A 19265-nucleotide genomic window follows, 5' to 3' on the forward strand; every position below is an offset into this window, starting at 1 on the left:
TTACCATATTTAAAAAATTATTTTTCTGTATAAAAAATATGCCTATTTTGCACTTTTTGCTTTTAAAATGAGTAATATATTCTTTTGCTGACTTTTTTGCTTAAATAAAATATAATAGAAACATGAATAAAATATATCTACATACTAATACAGAATACTCATTTTTAAATTCAGCAATTCGGGTAAAAGATTTAATTGCACTGGCACGCGAAAATAAGATGCAATATTTACCTTTAACTGATATTGATAATCTTTATGCCTTACAGTATTATTGAGAAGCTCAAGTTGCTTATGGTATTAAGCCTTTAATTGGATTAGAATTACCTTTAGCTGAAGGTTTTAGCGTTTTTTTACTAGCCAAAGATAATGAGGGATACTACTTTTTAAATGATTTAATTTACGCGCGCACTAGTGGTAAAGAAATTAAATATGCAGAATTAGAAAATGAACATGTTTTTGTTATTGATCACCAATTACTTGGAATGAAAGCTAAAAACATTACTGTAGATAGATACCTAAAGAACTTTTATTTAAATGCTAAAACCAGTCAAGAAATTCAAACTGTTTATGCTCCATGTAAAAAGATTTTGCAAGCTGAACAAAATGAATTAATTCCAATCTTAAATAGTATTGCCGGCAGAGAAGTAGACCATACTTTTTATACTGAATACCTAGATGAAGATGATTTTGCTAACTTAGATCCTCAAGTTGAACAAAACATTGAATTTATTGCTGCTAGTTGTAATGTAACTATGCCAGATAAAAGTATTAAACTAGCTAAATTCCCAGGTAATGTTAAGGAAGAATTAGCTCGCTTAATGTCAAATCAAAAGGCTTTAGATTTAATTTATACCTATGGGGAAGATGTTGTAACTCAAAGAGTTTATTACGAATATGAAGTAATTAAAAAACTAGGCTTTTTAGATTACTTCTTAATTATTCAAGACATTATTAATTATGCCAAAAGTCATGGAATAGCTATAGGACCTGGTCGTGGATCAGCTTCTGGATCTTTAATTTCCTATTTACTTGGAATTACTGACATTAACCCACTTGAATTTGACTTGCTATTTGAAAGATTTTTAAATGTAGATAGAGTTTCTTTACCAGATATAGACATCGATATTCAAGATACACGTAGAGATGAATTATTACAATATATCAAAGATAAGTATGGCCAAGATAATGTTGCCTTAATTAGTGTTTTCCAAACACTAGCATTAAAAAATTCACTGAGAGATATTGCTCGTTATTTATCAATTCCAGTTCCTGAAGTCGATAAAATCTGTAATGCATTAAAAAATACTGATGAAAGCTTAATTCAAGCTTATGAAAATAATGAAAAATATAAAATGCTAGTAGATATGTATCCTAAATTACATCAATATGCTAGTCAAATTGAAGGTTTACCTCGTCAAGTTGGAATTCATGCTGCTGGAGTTATAATTTGTGATCAAAATATTAAGCATGTAATACCAGTTTCAAATAATGCCAACACCTTGCCTCAAGTGCAATTTACTTTAAATTACCTTGAAAGATTTGGACTAATTAAAATCGATTTCTTAGGATTGAAAAACTTAACAATCCTACAAGAAATCGAAGACTTAATTCCATCTCAATATCATTTTGACAATATTGTTGGCAAAAGCTATGGTAAATTCATTGATCCAGATGTAGCTAAATTACTTAATAATTTACTAACAAATGGAATTTTCCAATTAGAATCACCTGGAATGCAAAATGCTATCAAAGAAGTTCATATCGACTCTTTTGATGACATTTATGCCATTATTTCACTATTTAGACCTGGACCAATGCAATATATTTCAACTTATAGTCGTAATAAACTAAATCCAAATAACATTGAAAAACTGCATCCAGCTTATGATGAAATAGTTAAAAATACCTTTGGTATTATCTTATATCAAGAGCAAATAATGCAAATTGCTCAAAAGGTTGCTGGTATGTCATTTGCACAAGCTGACCTCTTACGGAGAGCTATTTCTAAAAAAGACGAAACTAAATTACACAGCTATAAGAGTGATTTCTTTGCTGGTGGGCTTAAAAATGGCATTTCAGCTGAAATTCTAGAAAAAATATACTCTAATATTGAACGTTTTGCTGCTTATGGATTTAATAAATCACATGCAGTAGCTTATGCACTAATTGCTTATAAGCTTGCTTACTATAAAGTTAAATATCCACTCATTTTTTACAAAGTATTAATTTCAAATTCTTCAGCTGATCAACAAAATATTAAAAAATATGTTGCTGATGCAACTAGCCAAGGAATTAAGGTGTATTCACCTGAAATTAACCATTCAACTGAAATAGTTGAAATTGATAATAATGAATTATATTTACCTTTATTAATGATTAAGGGACTTGGAGCTGTTGCTGCAAGTAAAATTGTTGAAGAACGTAAGGCAAATGGTCCATATAAGAGCTTTTTAGAGGCTTATTTAAGACTTAGAAATCTAGCTAACGTTTCAGAAAGCATTTTAGATAACTTAATTAAATCTAATACTTTTAGAGAATTTGGTGGGATTGATACCTTATTAAATGCCAAAGAAAAATATGCTTTACCATTTAATAAATTATTTGAGGATTCATATAAAAAAGTTGCAGGAGACAAAAGTGCTTTATTACTTAACTTTGTTAAGACTCAAGGACTTAATGAAATAGTTATGGAGCTAATTCCAACTAATTTAGCTGAAGAAATGAAATCAGAAGCTGCGCTACTTGGAGCTGTTTATAATGCTTTAAGCTCACTACAAGAAGCAACAGGTTATAAGCAATTAATTGATGTTGAACTTAGCCCAATTTGAGTTAAATGCTTTATGTCTAAAGTGCAAAAGGATGCTAAAGGCAGACCAAGAGTTTCACTAACTGACAATAGCAAAAGCATTATGGCTTTTGGATTTTCTCCACGCGCTGGTGAAATTTTAAACCACACTAACCCGCGTATGATTGTTGCTTTATTAAAATTATCAAAAGCAAACTACTACACATTTATAGACTGAAAAGAGATTGAAGATGAACAAAACTAATATTCACTTAATAATTGATGGAAACTACTTAATGTTTCAGTCATTTTATGCTACCTATTATGGTAATCCAGATAACATAATGCGTGCTTCAGATGGCACACCAACTAATGGAATTAACTTATTTTTACACCAACTAAATAAACTAATTGAGTTTTATCATCCTCAATATTTATATATTGCTTTTGATTCAAAAGATAAAAGCTTTAGACATGATCTTTATGATGATTATAAAGCCGGTAGAGCTAAAGCACCAAATGAACTCTATATTCAATTTGACTTAATTAAGCAAATTTTAGATCGTTTAGGTGTTGTGCAACAAGAACTAGCTGGCTTTGAGGCTGATGATTTAGTGGCAGCTTACTGTCATAAAGTAGCACTAGATGAGCCTAAAATTATCTTTTCACGTGATAAAGACTTACACCAATTAATAAGCCCTAATATTAGTATTATTCAAAAAGAAAACTATGGATATTCTTTATTAACTAATGAAAACTACTTTGAAAATTATGGATTTTTACCATCTCAAGTAGTTGATTATAAGGCACTAGCTGGTGATAGTAGCGATAATTTACCTGGAGTTAAAGGTATTGGAGAAAAAACAGCTATTTCAATTCTTGAAAAATTCCATACTATTCCAAACCTATATGCTAGTCAAGATCAATGAGATAGCAAGCTAACTAAAGGGGTAATTAATAAATTAATTGCTGGTAAAAATGATGCTTTATTTTGCTTACAAATGGCTACATTAAATCCAAATATCGATAGCTTTAATTCTAATAAAGATGCTTATGTTTTAAATCTAAATCTGCAAAACGCTTTACCTTTATTAGAACAACTAGAGCTTAGATCAATTATAGATAAATGAAACAAATGATAGCAATCGTTGGACGAATGGCTTCTGGCAAAAGCACTTTTTTAGCTGCTTGTGCCTCATTAGGCTTTAGTACCTTTAGCTGTGATGAGTATGTTGCTTACTTATATAACCAAGATAAAGCATTTATTACTCTAATTGAGCAAAAATTTGGAAGTTTTTTGCTTTCAGAAGGCAAAATAAATAAAAAACTTGTTAAGAACTGAATAATGCAAGATCCCAGTAATTTAAAAAAGCTGGAAAAAGAGGTATTTTACAGGCTAAAACAGCATTTAATGCAACATAAATACGATTTTGTTGAAATTCCAATTTTATTTACTGAAATTGAAGATTTTGCACCATTATTTAGTTGTATTTTTCATATGCAAATTCAAGAGGATATCAGACAAAAATTTCTACACCAAAAGGGTGTGGATAACTTTACTTTAGAATTTTTGGACAACCAAAATGCCTATGACTGAGACTTAAAAGAAATTTTTCGCGAAAAAAGGGTTGTGCATATCTCTTTGGATAAACGTGATAATATAGAAAAAATTTCAAAAGTACTTCTCATGCATGCGAGAGTTAGGTAAAATATGATTACTATCAAATATTTTTTACGTTAAAAGGAGCAGAAATGGACCTACAATATTCATATTTCGCAGTTGAAAAAAATTCAGAAATCACAAATGATGATTTAGTTAATTTCAGAGAGTTTTATGGGCCATTTTTAGGTTCAAATCCTATCTTTTTATACCAATATTTATTAGATTATGTAAGAGATAGCCAATTTAAGCGTTTTGCTTATGACTATTTATCTTTAACTGTCTTTTTAAATATGGATGAAGCTGCTCTTTCAAAAGCTAGAAGACAATTAGAAGCTACAGGTCTAATTAATACTTATGCTGATCACAGTAAAAAAATTATGATCTTTTCATTGCAAAAACCATTAAATGCTTTTGGTGTTAAACAAAATCAACTAATCACTGACTTATTACGTAACAAAGTTGGGGATGAAAACTACAAGCAAATGATACTAGCTAAAACTCGTCCAGCTACTTATCGTGATGCTTTTGATGTAGAAGATGTTACAACAGACTTCTTTACTGAATTTGCTAATAATCAAACAAGCAAAAATTCTATCATGGCACAAAATAATTTTGTTCAAGATGTACTTCATATTGGAAAAATGAGAAAAAGTCGTGTTGAAAGTGATAAATTATCATTCTCAACAGCTACTCGACTTGAAATTGGCAAGATCAAATATTCTAATGAATATGAAGCTATCTTAAAGCTTAATTCAATTGAATTTGCTCAACAATTAATCAATGATGACTTAGAAGCTAGTTATATTGCTACATTACAACAATGACAAGATAAAGTCCAAGATGACAAAATTATTAACTTAATCTTATTTTTATCCTTCTATCATTCATCAAAAAGTACAGGTAGACCATTAAAAGAATGATTTAAACATGCTGGAAGCATGATTAATGAAGTGCTACAAATGAACTTACTTGATTTTGCTGTAGTTGAAAACTACTTTGATGGTAAAATTAGAAATACCTATGATATTAAAATTTTCCAAAAGAAGGAAATTCTCAAATCAATGTTAAAGTAAAAGGAGTTAATTATGAGTTCAATCAATAAACCGATGCTAGCGTTTGATTTCTTAAAAGAAGCTCCAGTAAATAAAGATAACTTAATTGCTCAAATTAAAAAAGAGCCTTTACTTAATAAATTATTTAAAAAATTAAAAGTCTCAGATTCTGAAATCTGAGATTACTTTAATTATTTTATAGATTATAAAAATCAAATTATCAATCCTAATCAATCACCTTATTTACTTGATTTTAAACGCGATAGTAATAATAAGCTTATTATCGAAAAGAAACTAGCACATAATGAAAAAGGTGATCAGTTTCGTTTATTAAATAATTTATTATTGCAACACATTTCATCACCTTTTTATGACACCACTTTACAAGATTTAGATATTAATGATAATTTATATTATGATCTAGCTGGAATTAGAGCTGAAATCTTACTTGCTTTAGAACCTAATCATCAAAACTTTGATTTACTATACGGAGTTTATTTCCATGGTCCAGCTAACAGTTACCGTACTAAATATCTTTCTTCTGTAGCCAATACTTTTGCTTTAAGTGATGTTCCAGTTGCTTATATCGATCTAAATCAACTTGATGAATGAGTTAAACAACTAATTGGAAATAATGATGATATTAAATATTTAGTTAATGAACTTTCACGGGTTCCAGTCCTAATTATTGATGAAATTGGACTCAAAAACTATACTGAATGATTCTTGGATACAGTTTTAGTTAAAGTGTTGCAAAATCGTGCTCAAAATCATTTATTAACTTATTTTGGCTCATATTACCCACTTAGTGCACTAGCTAAAACCTTAATTACAACAAAAAAAGGAAATGTAGTAACTACTATTTCTAAACCTTTAATTGATAAAATCATCCACTTAATTATTGAACTTACTAAAGTTGAAACCTTTATAGGAGTTTAGAAAGGAACCTTATGGATAAAATTAAAATCGTTTTAGCCGGAACTCCTCAATTTGCTGTTCCAGTTTTTGAAGAAGTTATTAAAAACTTTGAAGTAGTTGCCTTAATTTCTCAACCTGATCGTCCAGCTAATCGTGGATATAAGCTAGAGGCTACTCCAACTAAATTACTAGCTTTAAAGTACAACATACCTGTTTTTCAGCCAAATAAGATTTCTGAAATCTATGATCAATTAGCTGAAATGGATTTTGATATCTTTCTTACTTGTGCTTTTGGTCAAATTATTCCTGAAAAAGTACTAGCCTTACCTAATTTAGCTGCTTTAAATGTACATGGTAGTTTACTGCCTAAATATCGAGGAGCTGCTCCAATTCAATATGCTTTATGAAATGGTGATGATGTTACTGGAATTACTTTAATGTACATGGTTAAAGCTATGGATGCTGGGGATATGATTGTTAAAGCTAGTTTAGATATTTTACCAACTGATACTAGTGATACTTTATTTGATAAACTTTCTGCCCTAGCAGCAAGCAATATTGTAACTTGACTAACTAATTTTGCTCAAGGGAAATATAAGCCAGAAGCCCAAGATCCTTTGCTAGTTTCCCTTAGCCCTAAGTTAAATAAAGAAGATGCTTATTTAGATCCAAGCTTAAGTATGGAAGAAGCTTTTAATCGGATTAGAGCTTTTAGTTCAAATCCAGGTTGCTATTACTTAATTAATGATAAAAGAGTCAAAATTTATTATGCAAGTAAACAAAAAGTTGCCAATGCTATTAAGTTAGACTTTGCTAATGGTTCCTTATGAGCAACTGATTATCAATTCGAAACTAAAAAGCGTGTTAAAATTGCCTAAAACAATAATCAAGCTAGAAATTCAATATACTAGCTTGATATTTTTTTCTGATATAAATAAAATATTTATATCAAACTAGCTAAAAATGTTTATAATTTAACAAGCTATTTTAAGGAGGAAAAAATGATTTTTGACAAACTTTCAAATATTAAGAAATATCAAATCAATCCAGCAATTAAAGCAGCACTAGAATTAGCTGCAAATGCTGATTTTGATGCATATGAATATGGGATTCATGAGTTTAATGATGACATTAAGCTTGTCAAACGGAATTTTAGCCCCTTATTTGAAGAAAATTATGGTGAATTACATGATCAACACATTGACATTCACGTTTATTATGCTGGGGATGAAATAATTTACTTTGATCCGCAACCACATTATACTCAAGATGATATTTTAAGTGCTTCTAAACCTAATGATGTCTTTTACATTAAAGCACCACAATATCATAATCAAGTTAGACTAAACCAAGGGACATTTGCTTTATTCTTCCCTGGTGAATTACACAAAATTACTTTTGCTAATGAGCAATTAACTAATAAAGACAAAATTATTATTAAAGTCAAATATTAAGGAGACAATGCTATGCATTCTATTAAAAAATTTATATTAAAACCTGGGTTCTATGACACTTGAACTGATGTTACAGTTAAAGGATGAGTTTCATCTAACCGTGGAAACAAAAAGATTCGTTTTATTGAAGTAAATGATGGATCAACTGTTAAAAACTTACAAGTAGTATTTAAAGGTGAAAACTTCGATTTCGAAGCTTTAGACAGCTTAAAACCTGGTTCAGCCATTGTGGTTAAAGGTACTTTACACGCTACACCAAATGCACCTCAACCAATTGAATTAGTTGCTGATACTTTAGTTGAATACAAAAAAGTTGATGAAGACTATCCAATTCAAAACCAAGAAATTAACTTAGAAACCTTACGTGAAATTCCACACCTAAGACACAGAACTAACTTACTTAGAGCTATCATGTTAGTTCGTTCAACTTTAGCACAAGAAATTCACAAATTCTTTATTAACAAAGATTTCTTCCTTATGGCTAGTCCTATTATTACAAGTAACGATGGAGAAGGAGCTGGAGAAACCTTTATTGTTTCAGATCCAAGCTGAGCTGACCCATTCTTTGGTAAAAGCAAGAAGGCTACATTAGGAGTTACCGGACAATTACATGGTGAATCATATGCTGTAGGAATGAAAAAGATTTATACTTTTGCTCCTACATTTAGAGCAGAAAAATCAAACACAAAGAGACATTTAGCAGAATTCTGAATGATTGAACCAGAAGTTGCTTTCTATGATTTATTTGACACTATTGCGTTAGCTGATGATATGCTAAAGGTTGTTATTAGAAACACAATGGCTAAAAACAAACTTGAATTAGAGTACTTAGATCAAGTAACAAACAATGGTCTTTTAGATAGATTAAATCACTTTGTTGAAACACCACTTTTAGTAGTTGATTACAAAGATGCTATTAAAGAACTTCAAAAAGTTAGAGATATTTTTGAAAACAAAGATATCGAATTTGGCCTAGATTTAGGTTCAGAACACGAAAAATACTTAACTGAAAAAGTTTATAACGCTCCAATTGCAGTTATTAACTTCCCTAAAGATTTCAAAGCCTTCTACATGAAACAAAATGAAGATGGTAAAACTGTTGCAGCTTTTGACTTACTTGTACCTGGTGTAGGTGAACTTGTAGGTGGATCTCAACGTGAATCAGATTACAACAAATTATTAACTAGAGTTAGAGAACTAGGAATTGATGAAAAAGACCTAGAATGATACTTAAACTTACGTAGATTTGGACATATGTTAACTTCAGGATTTGGACTTGGATTTGAAAGACTTGTTATGTATGTAACAGGAACTGAAAACATTAGAGAAGCTATTCCATATCCAAGAACAACTGGAAGCATTAAAATGTAAAGCCACATTTGTGGTTTTTTTATTAAAAGTTTAAATTTATCCCTAAAAAGCAGTAAAAAATTACTTTTTAGTGATAAAAAATATTATATCAGTGTTACAATACTAGTATATTATTAAGATATTTAGGGATGAAATTATGAAGAAATTTAAATTAGTTTTAGGAGCTTTAGCTACTCCTGTTCTTTTGCCTATTATTACCATTTCATGTAATGATGATAAGAAGCAAATGCAAGAGCATATTAAGACTCAAGACAAGCAAATTAGTATATTACAAGATTCCTTGAATCAAAAGCAAACTGCCTTAAATCAAACTAGCACACTATTAAATAGTACTTTGGAACAACTTAGTCAAGTTCAAAAGTCTTTATCTACAAGCAATAACCAAGTAGCACAATTAAATAATCAAATTACAGAATTAAGCACAAATAATAAAACTTTACAGGCTGATTTAGATAGCAAAAATGCATTGTTAGCTCAAAAGCAAGCCCAAATCCAAGAGCTAAATGAAACTTTAGCCAGTCAACCCGATAAGGTGGAATTTACTAACTTAAAACGTCAATTAGCCACTAAAGAACAAGAAATTGCAAGCTTAAAGCATCAAATTAATGCTGCAAATGATAGTAAAACTAAATTACAAAGTCAAATTAGTTCCTTACAAGAGCAACTTGCTTTAATTACCAAACAAAAAGAGCAACTACAACAAGAAGCAAACAATAAGCAAGCTTTAGATGCAGCTAAAATTGAACAATTAAATAATCAAATAGCTCAGTTAAATAGTGATTTAGATCAAGCTAATAAACAAAAGCAAGATATAAGTGATCAAGTTGAAAGTTTCAGCGCTCAGTTGCAAGCAGCTAACATAACTAATAAAAATCTTCAAGAACAATTAGATAAAAAGACAAGCCAAATACAACAAGCTCTTAAAGATTACAACAATCTTAATCAACAAGCTGAGGATCTAAGACAACAAATAATTCAACTTGAAACTACTATTAGTAATAATGAAGCCAAAATACAAACTAAAAATAATACTATTGCAGCCTTGCAAACTATAATAGCAGATAATAAAAATCAAATTAGCTTACTTACTGAACAAAAAAGTTCACTTGAGCTCAATATCGAGAGCTTAACTAATCAACTAAATAGTACTAAAGAACAACTAGCTAGTGCTCTAAAACAAAATCAAGACTTACAAAATCAAATTAAAAAACTTGTTGATGAAGTAGAAAAATTAAAGAAACAAAATTCTAGCTCTACTAGTGGGGAAAATAAGGATAAGGATCAAACCAATCCAAGTCACAGTGATACTGGGGCTTCTAATCCAACTACTAATTCAAATCAAAATAATAATCCTAGTTCATCTCAAGACCTCGCTAATGCTAACTTAATGTTTAAGCTAAAAGATAACTACATAGTTGCTAAGGATGATAAAAGCTTTAATTTAAATTCGCTTGTGACAATTAATTCTAATTATCAAGCCAAAGAAATCAAAAATACCATTAATAGCCATGGAATTTTAACCCCTGATGGTGTAATAATTCCAACCATTAATACTTCAAATATTGAGACTCTTAAACCAGGAAAAGCACTTTCTAACCCACCAGTAGGTAGATGGTTTAGAACAGAAAAACAATTTGACCCAGATGATTATCACTACTATTTAATGTGAGATGAAGCTGCTAACTGATTTGATGCCAATAAATGATTTAGATACACACCAAATATTGATAAGTCCAATGAAGATAACTATTATCCAATGAGATACTTTGGTAATGGTGGAACTGACGATCGAAGTTGTTGAGCTGCTGCCTCAAGCAACATTATGATGTGATGAATTCAACAAAATCATAAATACATTGAAACATACTACAAAATACATCCAGAAGATAAAATTTTGATGCTAAATGGAAAAGATATCTTACAAAGTTATAACGAAAAGGATTATGCCTTTATCTTTAACTTTTTAGTTGAATACTTTACCGATACCTCAGGATATGCTTTATTTGGTAATGAGTGATTACTATCAGGAGAAAAGAATCCTAACTTTAATGCTTCTATTGAAGTAGATAAGGCAAAGCAAGCTGCTCAATTTAAAGGATTATTCCCTCATTTATTTAACTGAGATAATGTTTCTAAATTAGGAGATTATAAGAAACTAGCTGGTGGAGTTACAAATGCTGATAAAGTCTTTTCTAACTATGTTAAAGAAGCTTTCGAAAATCACTATGCTGTTTCATTTGTTATAAATCCTTCAGCTTCTTATAATCATGCAGTGACCTTATGAGGAGCTCATTATAATTCAGATGGTATAATTGATGAAATCTATTATGCTAACTCTGACCACAATAACAAAGAAATGCGCACTAGATCTAGACTTGAAAGAGCCAAAGTGGTTTATTCACCAGATAAAAGAAATATAAGAATTTGGCTAGCTCCAGATCAAACTAACTATGAAGAACAAAATAGAAAAGGATACCTTATTGCTTCTGTTGAAAAATTTAACCTTGGACATGATATTTGAGAAAAGTGATATAAAGAAAATGTTAATGCAACAGATGATAAAGTTGCAATTAGCGTTATTAATGCTGATCAATTTGATATTTCAAAGCCAGGAATCTATCAAATTAAATATCAAGGGACAGATAAATTTGGCAACACTCAAACGCAAGTAGCAAACATTACTGTAAAATAGTTTTAGCACTAGCACGTAGGCTGTTAGTGTTTTTTTGCATAAAAAATCCAGGACAAGCCTGGAACTAATTAGATTAGTTAACTAATTTAATAGATTATTTGTTTTTGTTTACAAAATCATCTAATCTAGCGTGTTTTCTAGCACCTTTGTTAGCGTGGAAAACACCTTTTGAAACTGCTTTAGCAATTGTTTTGTGTGCGAATGCTACTAATTCAGCAGCTTTTTCGTCTTTAGCTAATACAGCTTCTCTAGCTTTACGTACAGCTGTTTTAACACGAGATTTCATTGCTGAATTCTTTTTGTGTGCTTCTTCCATTTTAGCTATACTTTTGATTTTTGACTTAATGTTTGCCATTATGTCCCCCTTTTTCTAATATGTTTATTGAAAAATCAAGTATATTATATATTAATTTTAGATATTACTAAAATACAAATACTCCTTAATTATAGTAATTAAGCAAATTATTTATATTTTTTTAAATTAAAGTATTGCTTGCTTTTTACTCAATAAATAGCCCACGTAAATAACGCAATCCGATATAATAAAAACATTATGAAAAGAAAACTAAAAATATTTGAATCATTTGCAGGAATAGGTTCTCAATATAAAGCATTAAAGAATATATATATATATATATATAGCAATAATATAAGAGAGAGAGAGAGAGAGAGAGAGACGAGCTCCAAATTGTACCATTAGGTACAATTGATTGATATATAGATGCAATTATATCTTATCAAATCATTCACTACGGACTATTAGAGCCAGAATCTAATTATTCTCATGAGCAAATGGCTAGTTTATTGTCTCAGTACACCTTTAGCTCAGACTCAAAAAAGCCAGTTTCAAATTCATACTTCAAAAAGATGAATAACGAAAAACTTAGCAAGATTTTTCCTTATTTATATTCTTATGTGAATAATGAATATTTCACTTCAGTTTATCCAAAACATCAAAGAGATTTAAAATATGTAGGCTGCACAGATATTACTCAATTTGAAACACTTCCAAAGCATATTGATATTTTTACATATTCATTCCCTTGCCAAGATTTATCACAACAAGGAAAACAAAGAGGACTTGAAGGTGGTACTAGAAGTGGTCTTCTTTATGAAGTTGAAAGAATACTGAAAAACAATACAGATCGCTTGCCGAAAGTATTGCTTTTAGAAAACGTAAAGGCTCTAGCTAGCTCCAAATTTAAAGCACCTTTTGATGAATGAATTAATACACTAGATCAATTAGGATACGAAACTGTTTATAAAGTAATTAACTCAGTGGATTATGGTTCAGCTCAAAATCGTGAAAGAGTATATGCTGTTTCAATTCTTAAGTCTCATTTAAAGAAACCATTTGTTTTTCCTTTACCAATTAAGGAAAAAGGAAAACAGTTAGAAGATATCATCCACTTAGAGCACAGTGATAAGCTTTTAAATGATTTATTAAAGAAATATAAGCATAATGACTTTAATACTACATCTAATAATATTACTAAGTCTAGACTTTTAAACTATACAAACTTTAATTCAGAAGCTTATATTTACTTGCCAAAAGGAAAGGGCCCAACCCTAACTGCTAGTGGTGCAAATAGTAGACTTAAGTTTTACTTTCCAGAGCAAAAAACTCTAAAGGCTATAAGTCCTTTAGAATCCTATTTATATATGGGATTTGATGCAGATGACTATAACAAAGTTGCTCAAAGCAATCTAGTTTCAAATTCCAAAATGATTTACACATGTGGTAATTCAATTTCAGTTGAAGTTTTAGAACAAATCTTTACAACTATTTTGAAATGTCTAAAATAGAAATATTTAAAATACCCATGTGTACTAAATCTTACTATTCAAAAACATCTCAATCAGCAAAAGGACAATTTGACCTTTATGTTGCATTTGACACTAAAAGATTAATCATTTATGATATTTTTGTTAATTTTTTAAATCTCGAAATAGATTTATGCAATACAAAATCTCATTTTAACAGTAATCTATCTAATTTTAAAATTAGAAAACACATCTTTAACCAGCTTGGCTTAGAACTCATACCAAGACAAAGTACCAAAGAAAATAAGCTACTTAAATTAAATGCACAGCAGCTAATTAAATTTAGCTCATTAGTTAATACCTATTATTTTCAAGAAAATCAAAAAAATATAAAAGAACTAATATATTTATTAAAGGGCAATAATCCAGGTGGATCAGTTACTAGAAAAGAAAATTCAGAACTAATCTTAGATGAAAAAAGAAACTCTAATGGGCGGATATTTTATAACTTACCATTAATTATTGACGCTATTACAATTGGAATAAATTTCAGTGGTGATAGTTTACATCATATGCTTGCGCATTATCAAATTAGTGAGCATGAAATTAAAAACTTTGATACTATGATCGAAATAATTAAGAACAATGATTCGAAATATCTATGATCAGGAATTTGTATGCTAGAGATAACTGGCATTAATCATAAAGAGCAAAATGATACTTGAATTAAAAATATGAGCACATATATTAAAAATCTTTCAAATAGTAATAAACTTTGTAAATCTATTAAAGAGACTATTAAGAAATATAGATCAACTTATGCAAAGCGTGTAGAAGGAAAGAAAATATTTGACATTGAATATTCAACAGAAAAAGCCCATATTTACAATGTTGAATGAATACAAAAGGAAGCATTTGACTATTGTGCAAATGACCCAAATAGAATAGATGATCAAAGATATCACAAAATAATTAAACAAATTTCTGATGAAAATAATTATTTAAATTTAGAACCAAATATTCATAAAAGCTTTGATAGATATGAATTTAGTTATAATGAAAATGGTAGATTAATTCAAACAAAGCAAGCATTAAAAGATAATGTAAGAGAAAATGCCTTAGATAGCTACTATCAAATACCTAAAGATAAGTTAAATAAGCAAATTAAAGATTATATTAAGAAAAGAAACAATTATATAGAAAATAATAATTTGTTAGATAACTATACCAAGAATTAGACCTAAAAGTTTAAATTGCTACTTTATTCATAATTGCAATATATTTAGAATTATATCTTTGGCGAGTTATTATATAATTTGATTAGTATTTTTACAATTTAGTGCTAAGTTTTAATATAATTTATACGAAATCCTTTCAGAGGGGTTTTCAGTGGAGTACAAAAAACAGTGCTCCACTTTTTTATATTTAAAAGCGAAACACTGTATATATAATTAAGATTAAAACCTAACTTAGGATTAATTTTTACCCGCTGCATTTTGTCATAAAGATCAATAAGCACCTTTAGCCTTAAGTAGTTCTTTATGAGTACCTTGTTCTAATATTTGCCCATTATTAAGAACAATAATTTTGTCAGCATTAACTATAGTTGAAAGTCTGTGTGCAATGATAAATGAAGTTCTATTTTCAACAAGTTTGTTCATTGCTTTCTCAACAATAATTTCAGTATGTGTATCAATATTTGAAGTAGCTTCATCCAGGATTAATACTGGAGGATTTTTATAGCTTGCACGTGCTATAGAAACCAATTGTCTTTGCCCTTGAGATAAGTTAGATCCTGAATTTACTAGTATAGTTTCATATTTGTCATTAAGCTTATCAATGTGTCCATTTAAGTGAGCAGCTTCAGTTACATCATTAAGGACATATTCATTGATACCATCAGCACCATAAGCAATATTGTTTTTAACACTATCACTAAAGAGTACAGTTTCTTGCAATACATATCCCAGAGATTTACGTAGCGAATCTTTTTCAATTGCTTGAATTAAGATTCCATCATATAAAATTTCACCTTCTGCAATTTCATAAAAGCGTGAAATTAAGCTTGTAATAGTTGTTTTACCAGCACCAGTAGCCCCAACTAGAGCTATTTTTTGACCTGGTAACGCTTCAAATGAAATATCTTTTAAAGTATATTCATTTTGATATTTAAATGAGACATTTTTAAACTCAATATGACCTTGTAGTAGTTTATATTCATAGCTTGAACCAACAGGTATTTTTCAAGCAAATTTTCCATAACTTTCAGCTAGTGGGACTTCAATATATTTACCCATAGCTTCTTCAACACGTACTAATGTAATTTTACCTTCATTAGTTTCAGGCTTTTGATCCATGATATCAAATACCCGGTTAGCACCAGCTAGCGCAAGTACAACTGAGTTAGCATTTTGTGTCATAGAAGAAACAGGTCCTGAAAATGATTTAGCAAATTGTGTGAAGGCAATAAAGGTACCAAGTTCAAGTCCAGCTAGTGAGCCGGCTGTGGCTACATTGCCACTAGTGTAATTATTAATTACCATAATTCCACCAAAAATAGTAACTATTGCATAAGCAATGTTTCCTAAGTTTTGGCTAGTTGGGAAAATTACGTTAGCTCAAAATTCTGATTTAAAACTTACTTTAGCTAGTTTTGCATTAATTTGATCATATTGATTAATTGCATTAGCTTCTTGACCAAAGATTTTAACAGTTTTAAGCCCACTAATCATTTCTTCAGCATATCCAGTTAATTCTCCAATTTGCTTTTGTCTCTTAACAAAGGCTTTAGAAGAGAATTTTCCAATTATAAAGCTGGCAGCAAATATTAGGATAATAACTCCAATCATAATTAAACTTAAAGCTCAATCTAGCACTAGCATAATAATAATTGAAGCAGTTAAGATAATTAATGATTGAGTAATTGAAGGGAAAGTTTTTGATAAGAATTGTCTTAAAGTATCAATATCAGCTGTAAGCCGAGAAACCAAATTTCCCTTAGCATTAGAATCAAAGAATTTAATTGGCAATGATTGCATGTGGCGATAAAGTTTTACCCGCATGCTGGTCATTGTTTTGTAAGTAATATTAATCATGATTCTGTTGGCTGCAAAACCTGAAAAAATACTTACTAAGAATAAGGCAACTGAGCCAAATAACATTAAGTAGAATTGATCTCAGTTAAAGGTATCAACCGTTAGGCCATTATCTAGCGCAGGTTGTAAGAATAATTGCACAACAATTTTACCTATAAAGACTTGTTGATATAGCATCCCTACTGTTGAAAGTAAAATTAAGCCAGCAGCTAGAATTAATCACCACTTATTATCGCCTCATAGGATTTTAATTAAGCGAGAAAAAGTAGCTTTCTTTTGTTGCTTAGTTAATTTGGTATAAGCTGGTCTAGGACCCATTTTATTGAAGGATTTCATCAATACCTCCCATAGCTTGTTGAGCTTTATATAACTCAGCATAAAAGCTTGATTCCTTAAGCAATTCTCGGTGTGAACCAATGTGCTTAATTTCACCATTGTCAAAGACTAAGATCCGATCACAGTCTTTAATTGAATTAATTTTTTGTGCAATAATGATTTTGGTGCAATTATCAATTTGGCTAATTGCTTGTTTGATTTGTGCTTCTGTTTTAAAGTCAACAGCAGAAGTTGCATCGTCTAAAATTAAAATTCTTGGTTGTTTTATTAAGGCACGCGCAATACATAAACGTTGCTTTTGACCACCTGAGAAATTTTGTCCTTTTTGCTCAACTGGTGAATCCAGTTTTTCTTTTAAGCCTGTGACATAGTCTTCTATATTAGCTTGAGCCAATGCATGATAAATTTCTTCATCACTAGCATCTTGCTTACCTCATAGCATATTGTCTCGAATAGTACCTTTAAAGAGGATAGATTCTTGGAATACTTGTGCAATTTGCATTTTGGTATAGTGTAAATCTAAATCTTTAATATCATGATCATCAAGTAAAATTCTACCTTCTTGTGGATCATAAAATCTAGCAATTAAGGAAGTGAAAGTTGTCTTTCCTGAACCCGTTTCACCAATAATACCTATTGATTCACCTGGTTGAATTTTAATTGAAACATTTTTAATACTTGGATGATTAGTATCTAAATAATTAAATGTTACATTTTCAAAAGTAATTCCACCTTGTAAGTTTGCTTTTAGAGCATTAGGCTTATTAACAATACTTGGTTGATGATTAATGATTTCTTTAACACGTTTTGAACTTGGGATTGCCATTAAAACCATTCCAAGTACATTCATAATTCCCATTAAAGAACCTGAAATCATTCAAATATAAGAACCAAAGGCAACAATATCCCCAACTTGAATGCTTCCGCCAAGGGCTAAACGTGTTCCAATACCACCAAGAGCCACAACTGACATAAAGATAGTTCCAAAAATAATTGGAGTATTTCAAGATACTATTTTGTCTACTTTTGTATTAGTACTTTTTAGTTTATTAGCTAATAATTCAACTTTATCAGCTTCTGACTTTTCAGTTACATAAGCTTTAATTGTTCTCATTCCGTTAAGGTTTTCTTGAATCTTTTGATTATAGGCATCATATTCCTTGTATAGTAATTTATATTTAGGATATGAAGTGTATCAAATAACCAGGAATAAAGTAGCAATTAAAGGTAAAGACACTGTAAAAATGGTTGAAAGTTTTAGTGAAACTTTAATTGCAAAAACAATTGCTGCTATAAACATAAAAGGTAATCTAATAAAGGCTCTTATTATCATCATAAAGGCCATTTGGATGTTATTAACATCATTATTTAAACGATTAAGAATTACCCCATTGCTATATTTGTCAATATCATTAAATGAAAATTCTTGGACTTGAGCAAATATCGCATGGCGAATATTGCGTGAAAAGATAGTTGCTGCCTTTGCTGATACGAAGGAAACTATCACACCAGATACTAGCGAAGCAAGAGCTAATCCAATTAAAATAAGTCCTTTTTGAATAACGACAGTTTTATTACCTTGAACAATTCCACTGTCAATTACATTTCCTACTATTTTAGGCATAAATACTTGCATAAGTACTTCTGCGATTACTAAAATAATACAAATTACCGAATACCAACGGGCACCTTTGGTAAGTCGGAATAAAGAGGGCATTTTGGTTTTTACCCTTTTTACTATTTTTTGTTCTTTACTTTTTGTCATGACTGTTTAATAAACAATCTTTTTCGCTATGTTCATGTATTTGTTCGTGTCCGTCATTAAAACATTTACATGTATATTTTTGATAAACGTCTTCTTTAACAAGTCGCATAATTTCTTCAATTAGCACACCATATTTTTTAATAAATGCTGGGGCTAAATAGTAATAACTAGCTACACCTTCTTTTCTAATCTTCACCACTCCGGCTCTTTTTAAATTCCCTAAGTGTTTTGAAACATTAGCTTGTTTTTCGTTTAAGGCATTAAGCAAGTCATTAACGTCACACTCACGTTCGTGACATGTATAAAGGTGAATAATTAACTTTAATTTAACATCCTTTGATAAGAAATTTAAAATTTGTAATGTATCCAT

Annotated in this window: 15 protein-coding genes; 11 read left to right on the forward strand and 4 right to left on the reverse strand. The window is 29.9% G+C overall.

Annotated features, from left to right (window positions below):
• Positions 1–122: 122 nt before the first annotated feature.
• The 9 genes from dnaE to ACNQ2T_RS00085 all read left to right on the forward strand — a co-directional run bounded on the left by dnaE (position 123) and on the right by ACNQ2T_RS00085 (position 11935).
• On the forward strand, positions 123–3050 hold the full coding sequence (gene dnaE / locus ACNQ2T_RS00045; RefSeq protein WP_418035665.1) for a DNA polymerase III subunit alpha: 2928 nt from the start codon (positions 123–125) through the stop codon (positions 3048–3050).
• Entirely contained in the window at positions 3037–3927 is an 891-nt protein-coding gene (locus ACNQ2T_RS00050) for a 5'-3' exonuclease (RefSeq protein WP_418019794.1), read from the forward strand. Before dnaE ends, ACNQ2T_RS00050 begins: the two co-directional genes overlap by 14 nt.
• Complete coding sequence (locus tag ACNQ2T_RS00055) at positions 3912–4493, forward strand: dephospho-CoA kinase (RefSeq protein WP_418035666.1); 582 nt, start codon at positions 3912–3914, stop codon at positions 4491–4493. Before ACNQ2T_RS00050 ends, ACNQ2T_RS00055 begins: the two co-directional genes overlap by 16 nt.
• A 44-nt stretch (positions 4494–4537) precedes the next feature.
• On the forward strand, positions 4538–5521 hold the full coding sequence (locus ACNQ2T_RS00060) for a replication initiation and membrane attachment family protein (protein ID WP_416755036.1): 984 nt from the start codon (positions 4538–4540) through the stop codon (positions 5519–5521).
• A 12-nt stretch (positions 5522–5533) separates the two neighbouring features.
• Positions 5534–6439: a hypothetical protein gene (locus ACNQ2T_RS00065; protein ID WP_418017936.1), complete on the forward strand. Its 906-nt coding sequence runs from the start codon at positions 5534–5536 to the stop codon at positions 6437–6439.
• 11 nt (positions 6440–6450) lie between these two features.
• On the forward strand, positions 6451–7296 hold the full coding sequence (fmt, locus tag ACNQ2T_RS00070) for a methionyl-tRNA formyltransferase (protein WP_416755039.1): 846 nt from the start codon (positions 6451–6453) through the stop codon (positions 7294–7296).
• A gap of 123 nt (positions 7297–7419) precedes the next feature.
• Positions 7420–7872 (forward strand): YhcH/YjgK/YiaL family protein, encoded by a 453-nt coding sequence (locus tag ACNQ2T_RS00075; RefSeq protein WP_418035667.1) that lies wholly within the window; start codon positions 7420–7422, stop codon positions 7870–7872.
• A 12-nt stretch (positions 7873–7884) separates the two neighbouring features.
• Positions 7885–9243, forward strand: a complete 1359-nt coding sequence (asnS, locus tag ACNQ2T_RS00080; RefSeq protein ID WP_416755041.1) for an asparagine--tRNA ligase — start codon at positions 7885–7887, stop codon at positions 9241–9243.
• Between the two features lie 136 nt (positions 9244–9379).
• Positions 9380–11935, forward strand: a complete 2556-nt coding sequence (locus ACNQ2T_RS00085) for an IdeS/Mac family cysteine endopeptidase (RefSeq protein ID WP_418035668.1) — start codon at positions 9380–9382, stop codon at positions 11933–11935.
• A gap of 94 nt (positions 11936–12029) precedes the next feature.
• Here ACNQ2T_RS00085 and rpsT read toward each other — a convergent pair whose 3' ends face one another.
• Positions 12030–12290 (reverse strand): 30S ribosomal protein S20, encoded by a 261-nt coding sequence (rpsT, locus tag ACNQ2T_RS00090; protein WP_416741452.1) that lies wholly within the window; start codon positions 12288–12290, stop codon positions 12030–12032.
• 371 nt (positions 12291–12661) lie between these two features.
• Between rpsT and dcm the strand changes: the two genes are divergently transcribed.
• Together dcm and ACNQ2T_RS00100 are read left to right on the forward strand one after the other, a co-directional pair.
• Positions 12662–13741, forward strand: coding sequence for a DNA (cytosine-5-)-methyltransferase (gene dcm, locus ACNQ2T_RS00095; protein ID WP_418035724.1), 1080 nt, complete (start codon positions 12662–12664; stop codon positions 13739–13741).
• Positions 13729–14937 (forward strand): MAG4270 family putative restriction endonuclease, encoded by a 1209-nt coding sequence (locus ACNQ2T_RS00100; RefSeq protein ID WP_418035669.1) that lies wholly within the window; start codon positions 13729–13731, stop codon positions 14935–14937. Before dcm ends, ACNQ2T_RS00100 begins: the two co-directional genes overlap by 13 nt.
• Before the next feature lie 237 nt (positions 14938–15174).
• On the opposite strand, the gene ACNQ2T_RS00105 is transcribed toward ACNQ2T_RS00100, so the two are convergent.
• The 3 genes from ACNQ2T_RS00105 to ACNQ2T_RS00115 are packed head-to-tail and all read right to left on the reverse strand — an operon-like array spanning position 15175 to position 19265.
• Positions 15175–17130, reverse strand: a complete 1956-nt coding sequence (locus ACNQ2T_RS00105) for an ABC transporter ATP-binding protein (RefSeq protein ID WP_418035670.1) — start codon at positions 17128–17130, stop codon at positions 15175–15177.
• Positions 17114–18895 (reverse strand): ABC transporter ATP-binding protein, encoded by a 1782-nt coding sequence (locus ACNQ2T_RS00110; RefSeq protein WP_418035671.1) that lies wholly within the window; start codon positions 18893–18895, stop codon positions 17114–17116. The genes ACNQ2T_RS00105 and ACNQ2T_RS00110 overlap by 17 nt, the downstream gene beginning before the upstream one ends.
• Entirely contained in the window at positions 18882–19265 is a 384-nt protein-coding gene (locus ACNQ2T_RS00115; protein WP_416755052.1) for an ArsR/SmtB family transcription factor, read from the reverse strand. The genes ACNQ2T_RS00110 and ACNQ2T_RS00115 overlap by 14 nt, the downstream gene beginning before the upstream one ends.

The organism is Mycoplasma haliaeeti, assembly GCF_048284645.1.
Lineage (GTDB): Bacteria > Bacillota_I > Bacilli_A > Mycoplasmatales > Metamycoplasmataceae > Mycoplasmopsis.